Source organism: Pseudomonas sp. 5P_5.1_Bac1 (genome assembly GCF_025466015.1).
GTDB lineage: Bacteria > Pseudomonadota > Gammaproteobacteria > Pseudomonadales > Pseudomonadaceae > Aquipseudomonas.
Genome location: NZ_JANLNX010000082.1, coordinates 34,004 through 50,313, shown reverse-complemented (window position 1 = coordinate 50,313; position 16,310 = coordinate 34,004). Strand labels below are relative to the sequence as shown.

At 66.0% G+C, this 16,310-nt stretch carries 17 protein-coding genes and 1 riboswitch; of the genes, 12 read left to right on the top strand and 5 right to left on the bottom strand.

What is annotated here, in order from left to right:
• Positions 1-49: 49 nt before the first annotated feature.
• From NTD82_RS17440 to purM, 3 genes are read right to left on the bottom strand one after another with little or no spacing between them, the layout of a single operon-like run.
• Positions 50-760 carry a DUF3108 domain-containing protein gene (locus NTD82_RS17440; protein WP_095155402.1) on the bottom strand — a complete coding sequence of 237 codons (711 nt, stop codon included), beginning with the start codon at positions 758-760 and terminating at the stop codon, positions 50-52.
• Between the two features lie 8 nt (positions 761-768).
• Positions 769-1,422: a phosphoribosylglycinamide formyltransferase gene (gene purN, locus NTD82_RS17435; RefSeq protein WP_262129591.1), complete on the bottom strand. Its 654-nt coding sequence runs from the start codon at positions 1,420-1,422 to the stop codon at positions 769-771.
• Positions 1,422-2,480, bottom strand: a complete 1,059-nt coding sequence (purM, locus tag NTD82_RS17430; protein ID WP_110969163.1) for a phosphoribosylformylglycinamidine cyclo-ligase — start codon at positions 2,478-2,480, stop codon at positions 1,422-1,424. Before purM ends, purN begins: the two co-directional genes overlap by 1 nt.
• A gap of 330 nt (positions 2,481-2,810) precedes the next feature.
• Between purM and NTD82_RS17425 the strand changes: the two genes are divergently transcribed.
• The 6 genes from NTD82_RS17425 (at position 2,811) to NTD82_RS17400 (ending at position 7,902) form a co-directional block, all read left to right on the top strand.
• Positions 2,811-3,872 (top strand): DUF2066 domain-containing protein, encoded by a 1,062-nt coding sequence (locus tag NTD82_RS17425; RefSeq protein WP_095155405.1) that lies wholly within the window; start codon positions 2,811-2,813, stop codon positions 3,870-3,872.
• Between the two features lie 12 nt (positions 3,873-3,884).
• Positions 3,885-4,958: an AI-2E family transporter gene (locus tag NTD82_RS17420; RefSeq protein ID WP_262129589.1), complete on the top strand. Its 1,074-nt coding sequence runs from the start codon at positions 3,885-3,887 to the stop codon at positions 4,956-4,958.
• A 155-nt stretch (positions 4,959-5,113) separates the two neighbouring features.
• Complete coding sequence (gene hda, locus NTD82_RS17415) at positions 5,114-5,818, top strand: DnaA regulatory inactivator Hda (protein WP_095155407.1); 705 nt, start codon at positions 5,114-5,116, stop codon at positions 5,816-5,818.
• A gap of 115 nt (positions 5,819-5,933) precedes the next feature.
• The gene (locus NTD82_RS17410) at positions 5,934-6,563 is read left to right on the top strand and encodes a C40 family peptidase (RefSeq protein ID WP_262129588.1); all 630 of its coding nucleotides are present in this window, start codon (positions 5,934-5,936) and stop codon (positions 6,561-6,563) included.
• Between the two features lie 137 nt (positions 6,564-6,700).
• A complete protein-coding gene (locus tag NTD82_RS17405) occupies positions 6,701-7,234 on the top strand; it encodes a C40 family peptidase (protein ID WP_262129587.1) in 534 nt (177 codons plus the stop codon).
• A gap of 17 nt (positions 7,235-7,251) precedes the next feature.
• Positions 7,252-7,902, top strand: a complete 651-nt coding sequence (locus NTD82_RS17400; RefSeq protein ID WP_262129586.1) for an O-methyltransferase — start codon at positions 7,252-7,254, stop codon at positions 7,900-7,902.
• 6 nt (positions 7,903-7,908) lie between these two features.
• On the opposite strand, the gene NTD82_RS17395 is transcribed toward NTD82_RS17400, so the two are convergent.
• Together NTD82_RS17395 and NTD82_RS17390 are read right to left on the bottom strand one after the other, a co-directional pair.
• On the bottom strand, positions 7,909-9,225 hold the full coding sequence (locus NTD82_RS17395) for a PQQ-dependent sugar dehydrogenase (protein ID WP_262129585.1): 1,317 nt from the start codon (positions 9,223-9,225) through the stop codon (positions 7,909-7,911).
• A 96-nt stretch (positions 9,226-9,321) separates the two neighbouring features.
• Positions 9,322-9,900 carry a hypothetical protein gene (locus NTD82_RS17390; protein WP_262129584.1) on the bottom strand — a complete coding sequence of 193 codons (579 nt, stop codon included), beginning with the start codon at positions 9,898-9,900 and terminating at the stop codon, positions 9,322-9,324.
• A gap of 151 nt (positions 9,901-10,051) precedes the next feature.
• Positions 10,052-10,273, top strand: a riboswitch (cobalamin riboswitch).
• A 145-nt stretch (positions 10,274-10,418) separates the two neighbouring features.
• On the opposite strand from NTD82_RS17390, the gene cobO reads away from it, so the two are divergent.
• The 6 genes from cobO to NTD82_RS17360 are packed head-to-tail and all read left to right on the top strand — an operon-like array spanning position 10,419 to position 16,310.
• Positions 10,419-11,030 (top strand): cob(I)yrinic acid a,c-diamide adenosyltransferase, encoded by a 612-nt coding sequence (cobO, locus tag NTD82_RS17385; protein WP_095155413.1) that lies wholly within the window; start codon positions 10,419-10,421, stop codon positions 11,028-11,030.
• Entirely contained in the window at positions 11,027-12,322 is a 1,296-nt protein-coding gene (locus tag NTD82_RS17380) for a cobyrinate a,c-diamide synthase (protein ID WP_262129583.1), read from the top strand. Before cobO ends, NTD82_RS17380 begins: the two co-directional genes overlap by 4 nt.
• Entirely contained in the window at positions 12,319-12,969 is a 651-nt protein-coding gene (bluB, locus tag NTD82_RS17375; RefSeq protein ID WP_262129582.1) for a 5,6-dimethylbenzimidazole synthase, read from the top strand. The genes NTD82_RS17380 and bluB overlap by 4 nt, the downstream gene beginning before the upstream one ends.
• Positions 12,966-13,874: an adenosylcobinamide-phosphate synthase CbiB gene (gene cbiB, locus NTD82_RS17370; protein WP_262129581.1), complete on the top strand. Its 909-nt coding sequence runs from the start codon at positions 12,966-12,968 to the stop codon at positions 13,872-13,874. The genes bluB and cbiB overlap by 4 nt, the downstream gene beginning before the upstream one ends.
• Entirely contained in the window at positions 13,867-14,859 is a 993-nt protein-coding gene (cobD, locus tag NTD82_RS17365) for a threonine-phosphate decarboxylase CobD (protein ID WP_262129580.1), read from the top strand. Before cbiB ends, cobD begins: the two co-directional genes overlap by 8 nt.
• Positions 14,856-16,310: a cobyric acid synthase gene (locus tag NTD82_RS17360; protein ID WP_262129579.1), complete on the top strand. Its 1,455-nt coding sequence runs from the start codon at positions 14,856-14,858 to the stop codon at positions 16,308-16,310. The genes cobD and NTD82_RS17360 overlap by 4 nt, the downstream gene beginning before the upstream one ends.

Genomic DNA, 16,310 nt, shown 5'->3' with positions numbered 1-16,310 from the left:
GGCATTACGCACAAGGCGGGGTTTCGGGTGTTGCCGGCAAGCAGGTCGGTCAGTTGCCCTTGACCGCCTTGCCGTTGACCGTACCGTCCTGCAGCACGATCACGTATTCCTTGCCGTCGGTCTCGACCTGGCGCAGTTGCACCAGCAGGTAGTCCCAGTCCTTGGCGAACCACAGCTCGGTGATGCGCTTGCTCTGGCTCGGGTCGCGCACGCGCTCGACCTTCACCGCATCGACCAGGCCGGTGCGGGTGGTGACTTTCTCGGTGCCGAGCACGCGGAAGTCGTAGGTGTCGATCTCGTCGCCATCCACAACCTGGTAGCTCACGCTCTTCTTGCCGGCGGCCACGTCATGTTGCAGGGCCAACTGGTAGGAAGACTTGTCCAGCACGCCGCGGTTGAGTGGCAGCTTGACGGCGTCACCACGGTCGCTGCCGGTGATCATCTTGGTTGACCAGTCGAAGTCCAGGTCGACTTTCTTCGCCTTGCCCAGGCCGCCACGTTCGAAGTGGTAGCTCTGCGGCAGCAGGGTGTCCTTGTCCAGAGTCAGGGTGCTTTGCTCGGTCAGGCTGGCGATCATCATCGAAGCCTTGAAGTTCAGGCTCCAGGTGCCGTTGGCATTCTTTTCCAGGCTGCGTTCAGCGGTGCCGCTCATGGGCAGTTGCTTCCAGTCGGCGGTGTAGCTGGCCGAGAACGGTTTCAGGTCGGCTGCCTGAAGCGGCAGCGCGAGCACGGCGAGGGCGAAGAGCAGGGCGCGACGCATAAAATCTCCTAGGGTCGTATCAAGTGGCCGCTGGCCGCCAGGGGCTGGCCGTCCAGTAGAGCACCGTGTTCGCCCAGGCGCAAACGGCCTTCGGCGAACCAGCGCACCGCCAGCGGGTAAATCTGATGTTCCTGGCTGTGAACCCTGTGCGCCAGTGTCTCTGGCGTGTCATCCGGCGCCACCGGAATGACTGCCTGTACGACCAGCGGCCCGCCATCGAGTTCCTCGGTGACGAAGTGCACGCTGCAGCCGTGCTCGCTATCACCGGCTTCCAGCGCCCGCTGGTGGGTGTGCAGGCCCTTGTACTTGGGCAGCAGGGACGGGTGGATGTTGAGCAGGCGCCCCTCGTAGTGACGGACGAAACCGCCGCTGAGGATGCGCATGAACCCGGCCAGGACCACCAGTTGCGGCGAGAAAGCGTCGATGCATTCGATCAGGGCCTGGTCGAAGGCTTCGCGGCCGTCGTAGCCCTTGTGGTCGAGCACGGCGGTGTCGATACCGGCATCGCGGGCGCGTTGCAGGCCGTAGGCATCGGCGCGGTTGGAAATCACGGCGCGGATCCGTACCGGGGAATCCCCGGCACGGGCGCTGTCGATCAGGGCTTGCAGGTTGCTGCCGGAACCCGACAGCAACACCACGACATCGCAGGTCTTGCTTGGCATCAGTGCGCCTTGAGGTTCTTCAGCTCGACCTGGGCGGCGCCTTCGGCGGCGACGCCGATCTGGCCGATCACCCATGGCTGCTCACCGGCTTCGCGCAGGACGTTCAGGGCGGTTTCGACCTTGTCCTGGGCAACGCAGATGACCATGCCGACGCCGCAGTTCAACACGCGGTGCATTTCGTGCTCGTCGACGTTGCCTTGCGCTTGCAGCCAGTCGAAGACCGCCGGGCGTTCCCAGCTCGCGACATCGACCACGGCCTGCGCGCCTTTTGGCAGTACACGCGGGATGTTGTCGAGCAGGCCGCCGCCGGTGATGTGGGCCATGGCCTTCACCGCGCCGGTGTCTTTGATCAGCTTCAGCAGCGGCTTGACGTAAATGCGGGTCGGGGCCATCAGCAGCTCGGTCAGCGGGGTGCCGTCGAGTTGGACCTGCTCGATGTCGGCGCCGGAGACTTCGATGATCTTGCGGATCAGCGAGTAGCCGTTGGAGTGCGGGCCGGAAGACGGCAGGGCGATCAGCGCGTCGCCAGTGGCGACCTTGGAGCCGTCGATGATTTCGGCTTTCTCGACCACCCCGACGCAGAAGCCGGCCAGGTCGTAGTCTTCGCCTTCGTACATGCCTGGCATTTCAGCGGTTTCGCCGCCGACCAGCGAGCAGCCGGCCAGTTCGCAACCAGCGCCGATGCCGGTGACCACGGTGGCGGCAACGTCGACGTTCAGCTTGCCGGTGGCGTAGTAGTCGAGGAAGAACAGCGGCTCGGCGCCGCAGACCACCAGGTCGTTGACGCACATGGCGACCAGGTCCTGGCCGATGCTGTCGTGCTTGTTCAGGTTCAGTGCCAGGCGCAGCTTGGTGCCGACACCGTCGGTGCCCGAGACCAGAACCGGCTGTTTGTAGCCGGCCGGGATTTCACAGAGGGCGCCAAAACCGCCCAGGCCGCCCATGACTTCGGGGCGCGCGGTGCGCTTGGCGACGCCTTTGATGCGTTCGACCAATGCTTCGCCGGCGTCGATGTCTACACCGGCGTCCTTGTAGCTCAGGGAGGGTTGCTTGCTCATGATCCAGGCCTTTAGGGGGGAGGGATTCGGGGGAATCGACCGTGACCTGCCAGGGAGCGGGAAAAAGATCCGCCTGCCTGACCGTCGGCGGTCTGCGAAGGCGCGCGATTTTATCAGGGTTGCCCGGCAGCGGCCATCCTCAGGCCGACGGGCTGGGCCTGAATCCGGTGAAAAACATCGATTCTCCGTGCGCGGGTGGTTGCCTTGTCACGGCCTGTATAAGGTATAGGAAGGGAAACACCGACCCATGAGTGAATTTTGCGCCGTGGCGCGGGTCTTGGCTTCACGCGTCACCTTTCACTTCTTCCTTTATCTGGACAGGAATCCTTCATGCGTTTGCGTTCTTATCTGTTCGGTTGCTGTGTTGCGTTGTTCGGCCTCGCCGCCCAGGCCGAGACCCTCAGTGGGCTGTATCAGGTCCGTGAGCCGGTCAGTGGGCAGGGCGCCGAAGCGCGGGCCCAGGCGACCCAGGCCGCGCTGGATACCTTGGTGCTGCGCCTGACCGGTGACCCGAAGGCGCCTCAGAACCCGGGCCTTGCCGAATTGCGCAAGGACCCGCAACAGATCATCAGCCAGTTCGGCACCGAGGCCGGGCCGCCGGAGACGTTGTTGGTGGAGTTCGATCCGGGCAGCACTGAACGCGCGCTGCGCAAGGCTGGCCTGGCGCTGTGGGGCAACAATCGCCCGGCGATCCTCGGCTGGTGGCTGAATGACGGCACCGAGGGTTCTAACCTGATCGGTGACGGCCAGGGCGCTGCCGAGCCCCTGCGCCGCGCTGCCCAGCACCGTGGTTTGCCACTGCGCCTGCCACTGGGCGATCTCGACGAACAGCTCGTGGCCACCGCGAAGAATCTTGAAGGCACCGACCCGGCGCCGCTCAAGGCGGCATCCGGGCGTTATGGCGCCGACGCCCTGTTGGCCGTGCATGCCACCGAGGCTGAGGGTAAATGGAGCGGCACATGGCGCCTGTGGCTGGGCGAGCAGCGCGAGCAGGGCAAGGTCGAGGGCGCCGATCAGGCCGCCTTGGCCGATGCCGTGATGCTGGCGGTGAGCCAGCGGCTGGCGCCGCGTTTCGTCGCCCGTCCTGGCGCCAGCAGCGAGCAGGCGATTCAGGTGCAGGGTGTCAATCTGGAGCGTTATGCCGAGCTGGGCCGCGTGCTGGAGCCGTTCGGCGGTCGTATCACCGAAGTCCAGGGCGATGTCATGACGTGGGAGGCCACCGCCACCGCCGATCAGTTGCGCGCCCAACTGGGGCTGGCGCGCTTGCAGGAGGTTCCGGCCGAAGCCGCTCCGGTCGCACCGGTCACCAACCCGGCGGCGCCTGCGGATGCCTCCGGCGCCGCGCCTGCCCCGGCCCCCGCACCGTTCAACGGTCTGCGTTTTCGCTGGTAAGGAGTTGTGGTGATGATGGATACACGCCGCTGGATGTGGTTCGGCATGGTGTTTCTGCTCGGTGTGCTGCTGTATTTGTTGCACGGAATTCTGTCGCCGTTTCTTATCGGGATTCTCCTGGCCTACCTGGCCGACCCGCTGGTCGATCGCCTGGAACGCGCGGGGCTGTCGCGCACGGCCGGCGTGGTGGTGGTCTTCACCCTGTTCAGCCTGATTCTGCTGGCGATGTTGCTGGTGCTGATCCCGATGCTGGCCAAGCAGCTTGTGCGCCTCTATGAGCTGACGCCGCAGATGCTCGACTGGCTGGAGCATGCGGCGCTGCCGTGGGTGCAGGCCAAGCTGGGGCTGGCCGATGGCTTCTGGAAGTTCGACAAGGTCAAGGCGGCGATCGGCGCGCACATGGGCCAGACCACCGATATCGTCAGCGCGGTGCTGGCCCAGGCGACCGCGTCGAGCCTGGCGCTGCTCGGCTGGCTGGCCAATCTGGTGTTGATCCCGGTGGTGGGCTTCTACCTGCTGCGCGACTGGGACCTGATGATGGCCAAGCTGCGCAGCCTGCTGCCGCGTCAGCGCGAGGAGCAGGTGGTGGGGCTGGCGGGGGAGTGCCATGAGGTGCTTGGCGCCTTCGTCCGCGGCCAGTTGCTGGTGATGCTGGCGCTGGGCGTCATCTACGCGGCGGGGCTGATGCTGGTGGGCCTCGAGCTGGGCTTGCTGATCGGCCTGTTGGCGGGGCTGGCGGCCATCGTGCCGTACATGGGTTTCATCATCGGTATCGGCGCGGCGATGGTCGCGGGGCTGTTCCAGTTCGGCGGCGACATCTATCCGCTGCTGGGGATCGCCGCAGTATTCATGATCGGCCAGATGCTCGAAGGCATGGTGCTCACGCCGCTGCTGGTGGGCGACCGCATTGGCCTGCACCCGGTGGCGGTGATCTTCGCGATCCTCGCCGGCGGCGAGTTGTTCGGTTTCACCGGTGTGTTGCTGGCGTTGCCGGCGGCGGCGGTGATCATGGTGCTGCTGCGTCATGCGCACGACTTCTATAAAAGGTCGGACATGTATGGCGAGAAAATAGACCCCGACCTTTAAGTAATGGCTAAAGGCTCGCGCCGTGCCTGAGTGTCCGGCGCAAGCCTTTGATTTTCCTTGTGGTCTTCGCTCATTGTGCGACCGACGTCACGGGTATAGACTTTGCAGACTTTTACCAAGGGCCCTTTGCGGTTCCTCGCAACCGCCCAGCCAGCATGAAACCGATCCAGTTGCCCCTGGGTGTGCGTCTGCGCGATGACGCCACCTTCATCAACTACTATCCGGGTGCCAACGCCGCCGCACTGGGCTACGTCGAGCGACTCTGCGAAGCCGACGCCGGCTGGACCGAGAGCCTGATCTACCTGTGGGGCAAGCAGGGTGTCGGACGTACCCACCTGTTGCAGGCGGCCTGTTTGCGTTTCGAGCAGATGGGCGAGCCGGCGGTCTACTTGCCTCTGGCGCAATTGCTCGACCGTGGCGTCGAACTCCTGGATCACCTCGAACAGTACGAACTGGTCTGCATCGACGACCTGCAGACCATCGCCGGCAAGCCGGAGTGGGAAGAGGCGATGTTCCACCTGTTCAACCGCCTGCGTGACAGTGGCCGGCGCCTGTTGATCGCGGCCTCCAGCTCGCCGCGCGAACTGCCGATCAAACTCGCCGACCTCAAGTCGCGCCTGACCATGGCGCTGATTTTCCAGATGCGTGCGCTGTCCGACGAAGACAAGCTGCGCGCCCTGCAATTGCGGGCTTCGCGTCGCGGCCTGCACATGACCGACGAGGTCGGGCACTTCATCCTCACCCGCGGTACCCGCAGCATGAGCGCGCTGTTCGACCTGCTGGAACGCCTCGATCAGGCGTCGCTGCAGGCACAACGCAAGCTGACCATCCCGTTTTTGAAGGAGACGCTGGGCTGGTAAACGCCGTCCCAGAGCCTCGGAACATAAAAGTCACATTTTTTTCGATTGAATTTGCAAATCGAATCGATAGAAGGCATAGTCTCGGCTTCTTTGAATTCCAGACACGGTCGTGCCCATGCTAAATCGCTTCGCACCCCTCGTGCCCCTCGCACTCGTGACGCTGCTTTTCGGCTGCGCTGCCCACAGCCCGGTTTCGCAACAGCAGGATCACGCTCCAATCGCTGCAAAGGTCGCCACCCAGTCTTCCACCGACGTTTCGGTGTTCGAAGAAGAACTGGCCACCGAGCAGGACCTGGAACAGTTCTCCACCTCCAAGCCTTACCAACTGCCCGTGCTGGCCGACAGCATCCTCGAGCGTGGCATGTCGCTGATCGGCACCCGCTACCGCTTCGGTGGCACCTCCGAGCAGTCGGGCTTCGATTGCAGTGGCTTCATCGGTTATCTGTTCCGCGAAGAAGCTGGCATGAACCTGCCGCGCTCCACCCGCGAAATGATCAACGTCGATGCCCCGCTGGTCTCGCGCAACAACCTCAAGCCGGGTGACCTGCTGTTCTTCAGCACCAACGGCCGCGGTCGCGTCAGCCACGCCGGTATCTACCTCGGCGACAACCAGTTCATTCACTCCAGCAGCCGTCGCAGCGGTGGCGTGCGTATCGACAGCCTCGGCGATCGCTACTGGAGCAAGACGTTCATCGAAGCCAAGCGCGCGCTGGCGATGGCACCGACCACGCTCTCGCGCAACTGATTCCTTCGCTAGCGTCATGGACACGGCGACGATGCTGAAAAGCTCGTCGCCGTGCGTGTTTACAGAAAGCGTCTAATCTTGATTCTCACCACTTTGCCGGCATCCAGCCGGGCAGCTTCAGACAGGATGTTCTGACGATGTCGATAATGGCGCGCTTAGCGGTATTGTCCCTGGCGGCACTGATCGGTGCCTGCTCCAGCCACGCCCCGACCCCGCCCCAGGTGGTCCAGCCGGCGTTCACTTCTCCTCAGGTGTATTTCTCTCCCGTCGCCGAAGACGTGCTGTTTCGCGCGCTTGGCCTGGTGGGCACGCCCTATCGCTGGGGTGGCAACACGCCGGATGCCGGTTTCGATTGCAGCGGCCTGATTGGCTACGTCTACCGTGACGCCGCTGGCATCGCCTTGCCGCGCTCGACCCGCGAGATGATCGTCATGGGCGCCCCGAACGTGTCCCGCGACGCCTTGCAGTCCGGTGACCTGGTGTTCTTCGCCACCAACGGTGGCAGCCAGGTCAACCATGCGGGCATCTATGTCGGCGAGGGGCGCTTCGTCCATGCGCCGTCCACGGGCGGGACGGTACGGCTCGACTACCTGTCGAACAACTACTGGCAAAAGTCCTACCTCAACGCCAAGCGCGTGCTGCAAGGCAACCATCTGGCGCACAACCCCTGATTACGCCGAGGTAAGCGATGACCGGTCAGACGCTTTACCTCGACGATGCTCTCTACGATTACCTGCGGCGCGTCTCCTTGCGCGAGACGCCGTTGCTGGAGCGTTTGCGCGCTGAAACCGCCGCGCGACCGAATGCCAATTGGCAGGTGGCCCCCGAGCAGGGTCAGTTGCTGGCGCTGCTGGTGCGCTTGAGCGGTGCGCGCCGATTGATCGAGGTGGGCACCTTCACCGGCTACAGCGCGCTGTGCATGGCCGACGCCTTGCCGGCGGACGGTGAACTGCTGTGCTGCGACCTTCCGGGCGACTACCACGACATTGCCCGCCGCTACTGGCGAGAGGCGGGGGTGGACAGCCGCATCGAGCTGCGTCCTGGCCCGGCGCTGGACACCTTGGTGACACTGGCGGACGGCGCGTTCGACCTGATCTTCATCGATGCCGACAAGGCCAATTACCCACGCTACCTCGAAGAGGCCCTGCGGCTGCTGCGCCAGGGTGGCGTCGTGCTGTTCGACAACACCTTGTGGAGCGGCCGGGTGTTGCAGGCGCAGCCGGACAGCGACGACACCCGCGCCATCCAGGCCTTGAACCTGGCGCTGCGTGACGATGTGCGGGTGGATTTGTCGCTGCTGCCGCTGGGTGACGGCCTGACGCTGTGTCGCAAGCGCTGAACGTTCTCAAGGCGCCTTGCTGACCCGCCAGATCACATTGCCCACGTCATCGGCCACCAGCAGCCCGCCACGCTGGTCGTTGATCACGCCCACTGGCCGGCCCATGGCCTTGCCGTCATCATTAAGGAAGCCGGTGAGCAGGTCGATCGGTTTGCCCGCTGGTTTGCCCGCAGTACTGAACGGCACGAACACCACTTTGTAGCCGCTGTGCGGCTTGCGGTTCCAGGAGCCGTGCTGGCCGATGAACGCGCCCTGGTCGAACGGCGGCGGCAGGACGCCGGGTTCGGCGAAGGTCAGGCCCAGAGACGCGGTGTGTGGGCCGACCGCGTAGTCCGGGGCGATGGCCTTGGCCACCAGGCTCGGGTCCTGCGGCTGCACGCGCACATCCACATGCTGGCCGTAATAGCTGAAAGGCCAGCCATAGAAACCGCCGTCACGCACCGAGGTGATGTAGTCCGGCACCAGATCGCTGCCGATTTCGTCACGCTCGTTCACCGCCGTCCACAGTTGCCCGCTGTGCGGTTCCCAAGCCAGGCCATTGGGGTTGCGCAGGCCCGAGGCGAAGATTCGGTGGTTGCCGGTGGCCGGGTCGATTTCCCAGATCGCCGCGCGGCCTTCTTCCTTGTCCAGGCCGTTTTCGGCGACGTTGCTGTTGGAGCCGACGGTGACATAGAGCTTCTTGCCGTCGCGGCTGGCAATCACGTTCTTGGTCCAGTGGTGGTTCAGCGGGCCGCCGGGCAGTTCGGCGACGACTTCGCCGGGCGTGTTGATCACCGTGGCGCCGGCCTCGTACTTGAAGCGCAGCAGGCGATCAGTGTCGGCCACGTAGAGATCGTTGCCCACCAAGGTCATGCCGAACGGGGAGTTGAGGTTCATCAGAAAGACCGTGCGGGTTTCCGCGACGCCATCGCCGTCGGTATCGCGCAGCAGGCTGATGCGGTTGGCGCTGGGTACGGCGGCGCCAGCGCGGGCCATGACCTTGTTCATCACCCAGCCCTTGATGCCCTTGCCGTCTTCGGGTTTCGGCGGCGCGTTGGTTTCCGCCACCAGCACGTCGCCGTTGGGCAGCACGTACAGCCAGCGCGGATGGTCCAGGCCGCTGGCGAAGGCCGCCACCTGGGTGCCGGGCGCCGCGGCGGGCTTGGCGCCTTTCGGCCAGCCGACCGCGGGGGCGATGTTCACGGTGGGGATCAGGGTCTTGTTCGGTTCCGGCAGTTGCGGCGCCGGGCCGCTGCCGTCGGTGACCTGGAGCCGGGCGGTGTCACCGCAGGCGGTCAGGCCGGTAGTGATCGCCAGTAGAACTGCAATGCGTAGTGAAGACATGTGCGACTCCTTGGGGAACGGGTGCTTATAAGGAGTCAGAGGTGGATCGGAGAAAGGAGGTTCAATTGTCGGGGCCGCGGGCGGCCCCGACAATCCTCAGGCCTGCTTCAGCAACAAGGCCACGCCCGGATAGTACTGTCCAAACTCGTCATGCAATTTTCGATAGCCATACGGGAAACACCAGGCAATGGCGCAGGCGTTGTGCTTTTGCAGGTCGTCCACCAGGTCCTGCAGTTCCTCGGGGCTGACATGCTGGCCGAGCTTGCACGGGCTGGCGAACAGCGCGGCGATCTTCAATTGGCTCGGGTAAGCGATCGCGCGCGCGCTGGCGCCGACGTCCTGCAAGGCCGCGCTCAGGTCCAGCCGGCCGACCTTCGGCCAGCGCTGGCCGGCATGCAGGTACGCCGACTCTTCGCGGCTGGCGATCAGCAAGGCGCAGCGAGCATCCCGCTCGCCCTCGTCGCGTTGCTTCTTGCTCTGGAAATCCTGAAGGGTGACCAGCTCGGCTTGCCAGATGGCCGCCGAGAGTATCCCGAGGTTGCCCTGGAGGCCTTGCCAATAAGGCCCTTCGTTGTCGCCGAGGGTCTGGTTGAAGCGTTCGATGCATTCGCCCCAACGCTCCAGCGCCGGGCGCAGGAATTCCAGGCGAGGATTGTTGATGATCAGGCCTTGCATGCTGCTCTCCTTTCGTAATTGTTGTACGAGTACAGCGGAAAACCGTGGCACTTTGATATCACTCGACTGAGTGTTGCACAAGACGACAGAAACGCCATCGGTCGCCTCGTAACGGGCGCCTTTCATTGACGCTCCGGGTCCAACCCTCTAACCTTTGCGGCTTGTTTCAGGTGCTCTGTGGCCCGCCGGCCGACAGGGTGAAACAGGGAAGCCGGTGAGCACGCCAGACGTGCGATTCCGGCGCTGCCCCCGCAACGGTAAATGAGTCAAGGCTGCGCATGGCCACTGGGTGTCGTCACCCGGGAAGGCGCCCGGCCAGGATCTGCAGATCCGCTCATGAGCCCGGAGACCGGCCTGCAAACAGTCAACGGCATCACGGAGGGTGATGCGCGGTTTTCCGGGCCTCGTCGCCCGGCTCCTGCGCGTTCCGTGTGCCACTACCCCCTTCATCTGTCGATGCCCCCAGCCTTGTCGCGCCAGCGGACAAGCCGCGCCGACAGTGGCCCGCGGAGATCCCGATGACCGAATCCACCGAACGTGACGAACGCCACCTGGCGCGCATGCTGCGCAAAAAGGCGGTGATCGACGAGCGCATCGCCAACTCCCCAAATGAATGTGGCCTGTTGCTGGTACTCAGCGGCAATGGCAAGGGCAAAAGCAGCTCGGCCTTCGGCATGCTCGCCCGGGCCCTCGGCCACGGCATGCAGTGCGGCGTGGTGCAGTTCATCAAGGGCCGTAACGCCACCGGCGAAGAGCTGTTTTTCCGCCGCTTCCCCGAACAGGTGCGCTACCACGTCATGGGCGAGGGCTTCACCTGGGAAACCCAGGACCGCCAGCGCGACATCGCCGCCGCCGAAGCGGCCTGGGCGGTGTCCCGGCAACTGCTGCAGGACCCGAGCATCGGCTTCGTGGTGCTCGATGAGCTGAACATCGCCCTCAAGCACGGCTACCTCGACCTCGAACAGGTGCTGTCCGACTTGCAGGCCCGCCCGCCGATGCAGCACGTGATCGTGACCGGCCGCGGGGCCAAGGACGAGATGATCGAGCTGGCCGACACCGTCACCGAGATGGGCATGATCAAACACGCTTTCCAGGCCGGCATCCGTGCCCAGAAGGGCGTCGAACTATGAGCGACACCCGGCATTGCCCGGCGGTACTGATCGCCGCGCCGGCTTCCGGCCAGGGCAAGACCACCGTGACCGCGGCCTTGGCCCGTCTGCACCGCAACCAGGGGCGCAAGGTCCGGGTGTTCAAGTGCGGCCCGGATTTCCTCGACCCGATGATTCTCGAACGCGCCAGCGGCGCGCCGGTGTACCAGCTCGACCTGTGGATGGTCGGCGCCGAGGAAAGCCGGCGCCTGCTCTGGGAAGCGGCGGCCGAGGCCGACCTGATCCTGATTGAAGGCGTCATGGGGCTGTTCGACGGCACGCCGTCCAGCGCCGACCTGGCGCGGCATTTTGGCGTGCCGGTGCTGGCGGTGATCGACGGCACGGCCATGGCCCAGACCTTCGGCGCCCTGGCCCTCGGCCTGGCTCGTTACCAGCCGGACCTGCCGTTCGCCGGGGTGCTGGCCAACCGGGTCGGCTCGCTGCGCCACGCGCAACTGCTGGAAGGCAGCCTCACCGAAGGGTTGCGCTGGTATGGCGGGCTGTCGCGGGAGACCGGGATCGAACTGCCGAGTCGCCACCTCGGGCTGGTCCAGGCCAGCGAGCTGACCGACCTCGACCTGCGCCTCGATGCCGCCGCCAAGGCGCTGGGCGACAGTTGCCAGTCGGCCTTGCCGCCGCCGGTGGCGTTCAGCGGGCCGGCGCCGCGCAGCATCGAGCGGCGTCTTGAGGGCGTGCGCATTGCCGTGGCCCGCGACGAAGCGTTCGCCTTCACCTACGGCGCCAACCTCGAACTGCTGCGGGCGATGGGCGCTGAGCTGAGTTTCTTCTCGCCGGTCCACGACCGCGAAATCCCGCCGGCCGACAGCCTGTACCTGCCCGGCGGCTACCCGGAACTGCACCACCACACCCTCGCCGCGAACGCACCGATGCTGGCGGCCATCCGCGCCCACCATCAGGCGGGCAAGCCGTTGCTGGCCGAGTGCGGCGGCATGCTTTATCTGCTCGATGCGCTGACTGATGTCGCGGGCGAGCGTGCCGAACTGGCCGGGTTGCTGTCCGGTGAAGCGGTGATGCAAAAGCGTCTGGCCGCGCTGGCCCTGCAAGCGGTGGAGCTGCCGGAAGGCACCCTGCGCGGGCACACCTACCACCATTCCCTGACCAGCACCGCACTGGAACCCATCGCTCGCGGCCAGAGCCCCAACGGCGGGCGCGGCGCCGAAGCGGTGTACCGCCTTGGCCGGTTGACCGCGTCGTACGTGCATTTCTACTTCCCGTCCAACCCTGATGCGACGGCGGCGCTGCTGGCACCATGAGCGAACACGCCTACAGTGAGGCCGAGCGCGCGGCGATCTACCGCGCCATTGGCGAGCGCCGCGACATGCGTCATTTCAGCGGCGGCGAGGTCGCGCCCGAGTTGCTCGTCCGTTTGCTGGAGGCGGCGCACCAGGCGCCCAGCGTCGGCCTGATGCAGCCCTGGCGGTTTATCCGCATCACCCGCCGCGACCTGCGCCAGCGCATTCAGTCGCTGGTGGAGGACGAGCGGATACGCACCGCCGAAGCGCTGGGGCAGCGCTCCGATGAGTTCATGAAACTCAAGGTCGAAGGCATCAACGACTGCGCCGAAGTGCTGGTCGCCGCGCTGATGGACAAGCGCGAGGTGCATATCTTCGGCCGTCGCACCTTGCCGGAAATGGACCTCGCCTCGCTGTCGTGCGCCATTCAGAACCTGTGGCTGGCGGCCCGCGCCGAAGGCCTGGGGATGGGCTGGGTGTCGCTGTTCGATCCGCAGGCACTGGCCGATCTGCTGGGCATGCCGGTGGGCGCCAAGCCGCTGGCGATTCTCTGCCTGGGTCCGGTGCACGAATTTTATCCGGCGCCGATGCTGGCGCTGGAAGGCTGGACCACGCCGCGACCGCTGGCGGACATGCTGTTTGAAAACCACTGGGGAGAAACCGAATGAGTGTGGCCTTGCTGACCGTGGCCGGGGTGGCGCTGGATGCGCTGCTGGGCGAACCGCGGCGCTGGCATCCGCTGGTGGCGTTCGGAAACATGGCCGGGCGCCTGGAGCAGCGTTTCAACGCGGGCGGGCGCGGCTGGCGCAGCCATGGTGTCACGGCCTGGGTTCTCGCGGTGGTGCCGTTGACGCTGCTGGCCACCGCCTTGTCCTGGCTGCCGTATATCGGCTGGCTGGTGGAAATCCTCGCGCTGTATTGCGCCCTCGGCCTGCGCAGTCTCGGCGAGCATGTGCAACCGGTGGCCGATGCCCTGCGCGCTGGCGACCTGGACGAAGCGCGTCAGCGTGTGGGGTATCTGGTCAGCCGGCAGACTTCCGAGCTGGACGACACCGCCGTGGCCCGCGCCGCCACCGAATCGGTGCTGGAGAACGGCAGCGACGCGGTGTTCGCCGCGCTGTTCTGGTTCGTCGTCGCGGGTGCGCCCGGGGTGGTGCTCTATCGGCTGAGCAACACGCTGGATGCCATGTGGGGTTACCGCAACGAACGCTTCGAGCGCTTCGGCTGGGCCGCGGCGCGTATCGACGACGTGCTCAATTACCTGCCGGCGCGGTTGGTGGCGCTGACCTACGCGCTGCTGGGCAAGACCCGCCTGGCGCTCAAGTGCTGGCGCCAGCAGGCGCCGCGCTGGGACAGCCCCAACGCTGGCCCGGTGATGGCGGCGGGGGCGGGAGCCCTTGGCGTCGAGCTGGGTGGGCCGGCGGTCTATCACGGTGAACTGCACGAGCGCGCCCGCCTGGGCGAAGGCCCGGCGGCCGACGCCGGATCCATCGAGCGCGGCTGGCGGCTGGTGTGCCAGGGCGTGTGGTTGTGGTTGTTGCTGCTGTGCCTGGGAGCCGAATTCTATGCTTGAACACGGTGGCCGCCTGCTGCGGGCGATCGCGCACTACGGCATCGCCCGCGAGGACTGGCTGGACCTGTCCAGCGGCATCGCGCCCTGGTCTTTTCCGATTCCCGAAATTCCGCTGCGGGCCTGGGCGCGACTGCCTGAAACCGATGATGGCCTGGAGCAGGCTGCGGCCGAGTATTACGGCGTTTCGCACCTGCTGCCGGTGGCCGGCTCGCAGGCGGCGATCCAGGCGCTGCCGCGCTTGCGTCCGCGCGGCACCGTCGGGGTGCTCTCGCCGTGCTATGCCGAGCATGCCGAAGGCTGGCGCCGCGCTGGCCATCACGTGCTGGAACTGAGCGAGGAACAGCTCGCCGGGCAACTCGACCACCTCGACGTGCTGGTGGTGGTCAACCCCAACAATCCCACGGGCCGCCTGCTGCCGGCGGACACCTTGCTCGAGTGGCATCAGCGCCTGTCGCGTCACGGCGGCTGGCTGCTGGTGGACGAAGCCTTCATGGACAACACGCCGGCGCAGAGCATCGCCGCGTACAGCGAGCGCGAGGGGCTGATTGTCCTGCGTTCGTTCGGCAAGTTCTTCGGCCTGGCCGGGGTGCGCCTCGGCTGTGTGCTGGCCGAACCGTTGCTGCTGCGGGCGCTGGCCGAAGAGCTGGGGCCGTGGTCTGTCAGCGGCCCGACCCGGGCGCTGGCCCAGGCCTGTTTCACTGATCTGGCCAGCCAGCGCCAGCAGACCGAACGCTGCGCCGCCGCCAGCGCCCGTCTCGCCGCGCTGCTGGAAAGCGCCGGGCTCAAGCCCGCCGGCGGCTGCGACCTGTTCCAGTACCTGCGCCACGACCAGGCCGCTGCCATTCACGACTTCATGGCCCGGCGCGGCATTCTCCTGCGCCTGTTCGATCATCCCCCGAGCCTGCGCTTCGGCCTGCCCGCCGAGGATGCCGACTGGCAGCGGCTGGCCCTGGCGCTCGACGACTACCGCAAGGAAACGCCATGACCACCCTGATGGTGCAGGGCACTACCTCCGATGCCGGCAAGAGCACGCTGGTGACCGCGCTGTGTCGCTGGCTGAAACGCCAGGGCGTCGGCGTGGTGCCGTTCAAGCCGCAGAACATGGCGCTGAACAGTGCGGTGACCGCCGACGGCGGCGAGATCGGTCGCGCCCAGGCAGTCCAGGCCCAGGCCGCGGGCCTGGAACCGCACACCGACATGAACCCGGTGCTGCTCAAGCCCAACAGCGACACGGGCGCGCAGGTCATCATCCATGGCCGCGCGGTCACCAGCATGAACGCGGTGGCCTATCACGACTACAAGGCCATCGCCATGCAGGCGGTGCTGGCCTCGCATCAGCGGCTCAGCGCCGGTTGGCCGGTGGTCATGGTGGAAGGCGCCGGCTCGCCGGCCGAGATCAACCTGCGCGCGGGTGATATCGCCAACATGGGCTTCGCCGAGGCGGTGGACTGCCCGGTGATCCTGATCGCCGATATCAACCGCGGCGGCGTCTTCGCCCATCTGGTCGGCACGCTGGAGTTGCTCTCGCCGAGCGAGCAGGCGCGGGTCAAGGGTTTCGTCATCAACCGTTTTCGTGGCGACATCGCGCTGTTGCAGCCGGGCCTGGACTGGCTGGAGGCGCGCACCGGCAAACCGGTGCTCGGCGTGCTGCCCTACGTCACCGACCTGCACCTGGAAGCCGAGGACGGCCTCGACCGACGCCAGGGCGAAAAAGCCGCGCAGGTGCTCAAAGTGATCGTGCCGGTGCTGCCGCGCATCAGTAACCACACCGATTTCGACCCGCTGCGCCTGCACCCGCAGGTGGACCTGCAATTCATCGGCCCCGGCCAGCCGATTCCGCCCGCCGACCTGATCATCCTGCCCGGCTCCAAGAGCGTGCGCGGCGACCTCGCGCAGCTTCGCGAGCGCGGCTGGGAGCCGGCCATCGCCCGGCACCTGCGCTATGGCGGCAAGGTCTTGGGAATTTGCGGCGGCCTGCAGATGCTTGGCCGCGACGTGCATGACCCGCTGGGCCTTGAAGGCGCCGCTGGCAGCAGTCCGGGCCTGGGCCTGCTGGACTACGCCACGGTGCTGGAAACCCACAAGCAACTGCGCAATGTCAGCGGCGTCCTTGAGTTGGAGCAGGCGGCGATCAGCGGTTACGAGATTCATGCCGGCGTGACCCGCGGCGCGGCCCTGGACCGCCCGGCGGTGAACCTGGCCGATGGCCGTCGCGACGGTGCCATCAGCGCCGACGGGCAGATCCTCGCCACTTACCTGCACGGCCTGTTCGAAGCGCCGGACTCTTGCGCCGCGTTGCTGCGCTGGGCCGGGCTGAGCGAGGTCCAGCGGGTCGACTATCACGCCCTGCGCGAACGCGATATCGAACGCCTGGCCGACTTGGTGGATGCCCACCTGGATTGCGCCCGGCTCCGTCAACTCTGTGGGCTCGACTGA

Excerpts from the sequence above, each read along its gene's own strand:
- NTD82_RS17440 (WP_095155402.1), bottom strand. The coding sequence starts at position 760 with ATGCGTCGCGCCCTGCTCTTCGCCCTCGCCGTGCTCGCGCTGCCGCTT.
- purN (WP_262129591.1), bottom strand. The coding sequence starts at position 1,422 with ATGCCAAGCAAGACCTGCGATGTCGTGGTGTTGCTGTCGGGTTCCGGC.
- purM (WP_110969163.1), bottom strand. The coding sequence starts at position 2,480 with ATGAGCAAGCAACCCTCCCTGAGCTACAAGGACGCCGGTGTAGACATC.
- NTD82_RS17425 (WP_095155405.1), top strand. The coding sequence starts at position 2,811 with ATGCGTTTGCGTTCTTATCTGTTCGGTTGCTGTGTTGCGTTGTTCGGC.
- NTD82_RS17420 (WP_262129589.1), top strand. The coding sequence starts at position 3,885 with ATGATGGATACACGCCGCTGGATGTGGTTCGGCATGGTGTTTCTGCTC.
- hda (WP_095155407.1), top strand. The coding sequence starts at position 5,114 with ATGAAACCGATCCAGTTGCCCCTGGGTGTGCGTCTGCGCGATGACGCC.
- NTD82_RS17410 (WP_262129588.1), top strand. The coding sequence starts at position 5,934 with ATGCTAAATCGCTTCGCACCCCTCGTGCCCCTCGCACTCGTGACGCTG.
- NTD82_RS17405 (WP_262129587.1), top strand. The coding sequence starts at position 6,701 with ATGTCGATAATGGCGCGCTTAGCGGTATTGTCCCTGGCGGCACTGATC.
- NTD82_RS17400 (WP_262129586.1), top strand. The coding sequence starts at position 7,252 with ATGACCGGTCAGACGCTTTACCTCGACGATGCTCTCTACGATTACCTG.
- NTD82_RS17395 (WP_262129585.1), bottom strand. The coding sequence starts at position 9,225 with ATGTCTTCACTACGCATTGCAGTTCTACTGGCGATCACTACCGGCCTG.
- NTD82_RS17390 (WP_262129584.1), bottom strand. The coding sequence starts at position 9,900 with ATGCAAGGCCTGATCATCAACAATCCTCGCCTGGAATTCCTGCGCCCG.
- cobO (WP_095155413.1), top strand. The coding sequence starts at position 10,419 with ATGACCGAATCCACCGAACGTGACGAACGCCACCTGGCGCGCATGCTG.
- NTD82_RS17380 (WP_262129583.1), top strand. The coding sequence starts at position 11,027 with ATGAGCGACACCCGGCATTGCCCGGCGGTACTGATCGCCGCGCCGGCT.
- bluB (WP_262129582.1), top strand. The coding sequence starts at position 12,319 with ATGAGCGAACACGCCTACAGTGAGGCCGAGCGCGCGGCGATCTACCGC.
- cbiB (WP_262129581.1), top strand. The coding sequence starts at position 12,966 with ATGAGTGTGGCCTTGCTGACCGTGGCCGGGGTGGCGCTGGATGCGCTG.
- cobD (WP_262129580.1), top strand. The coding sequence starts at position 13,867 with ATGCTTGAACACGGTGGCCGCCTGCTGCGGGCGATCGCGCACTACGGC.
- NTD82_RS17360 (WP_262129579.1), top strand. The coding sequence starts at position 14,856 with ATGACCACCCTGATGGTGCAGGGCACTACCTCCGATGCCGGCAAGAGC.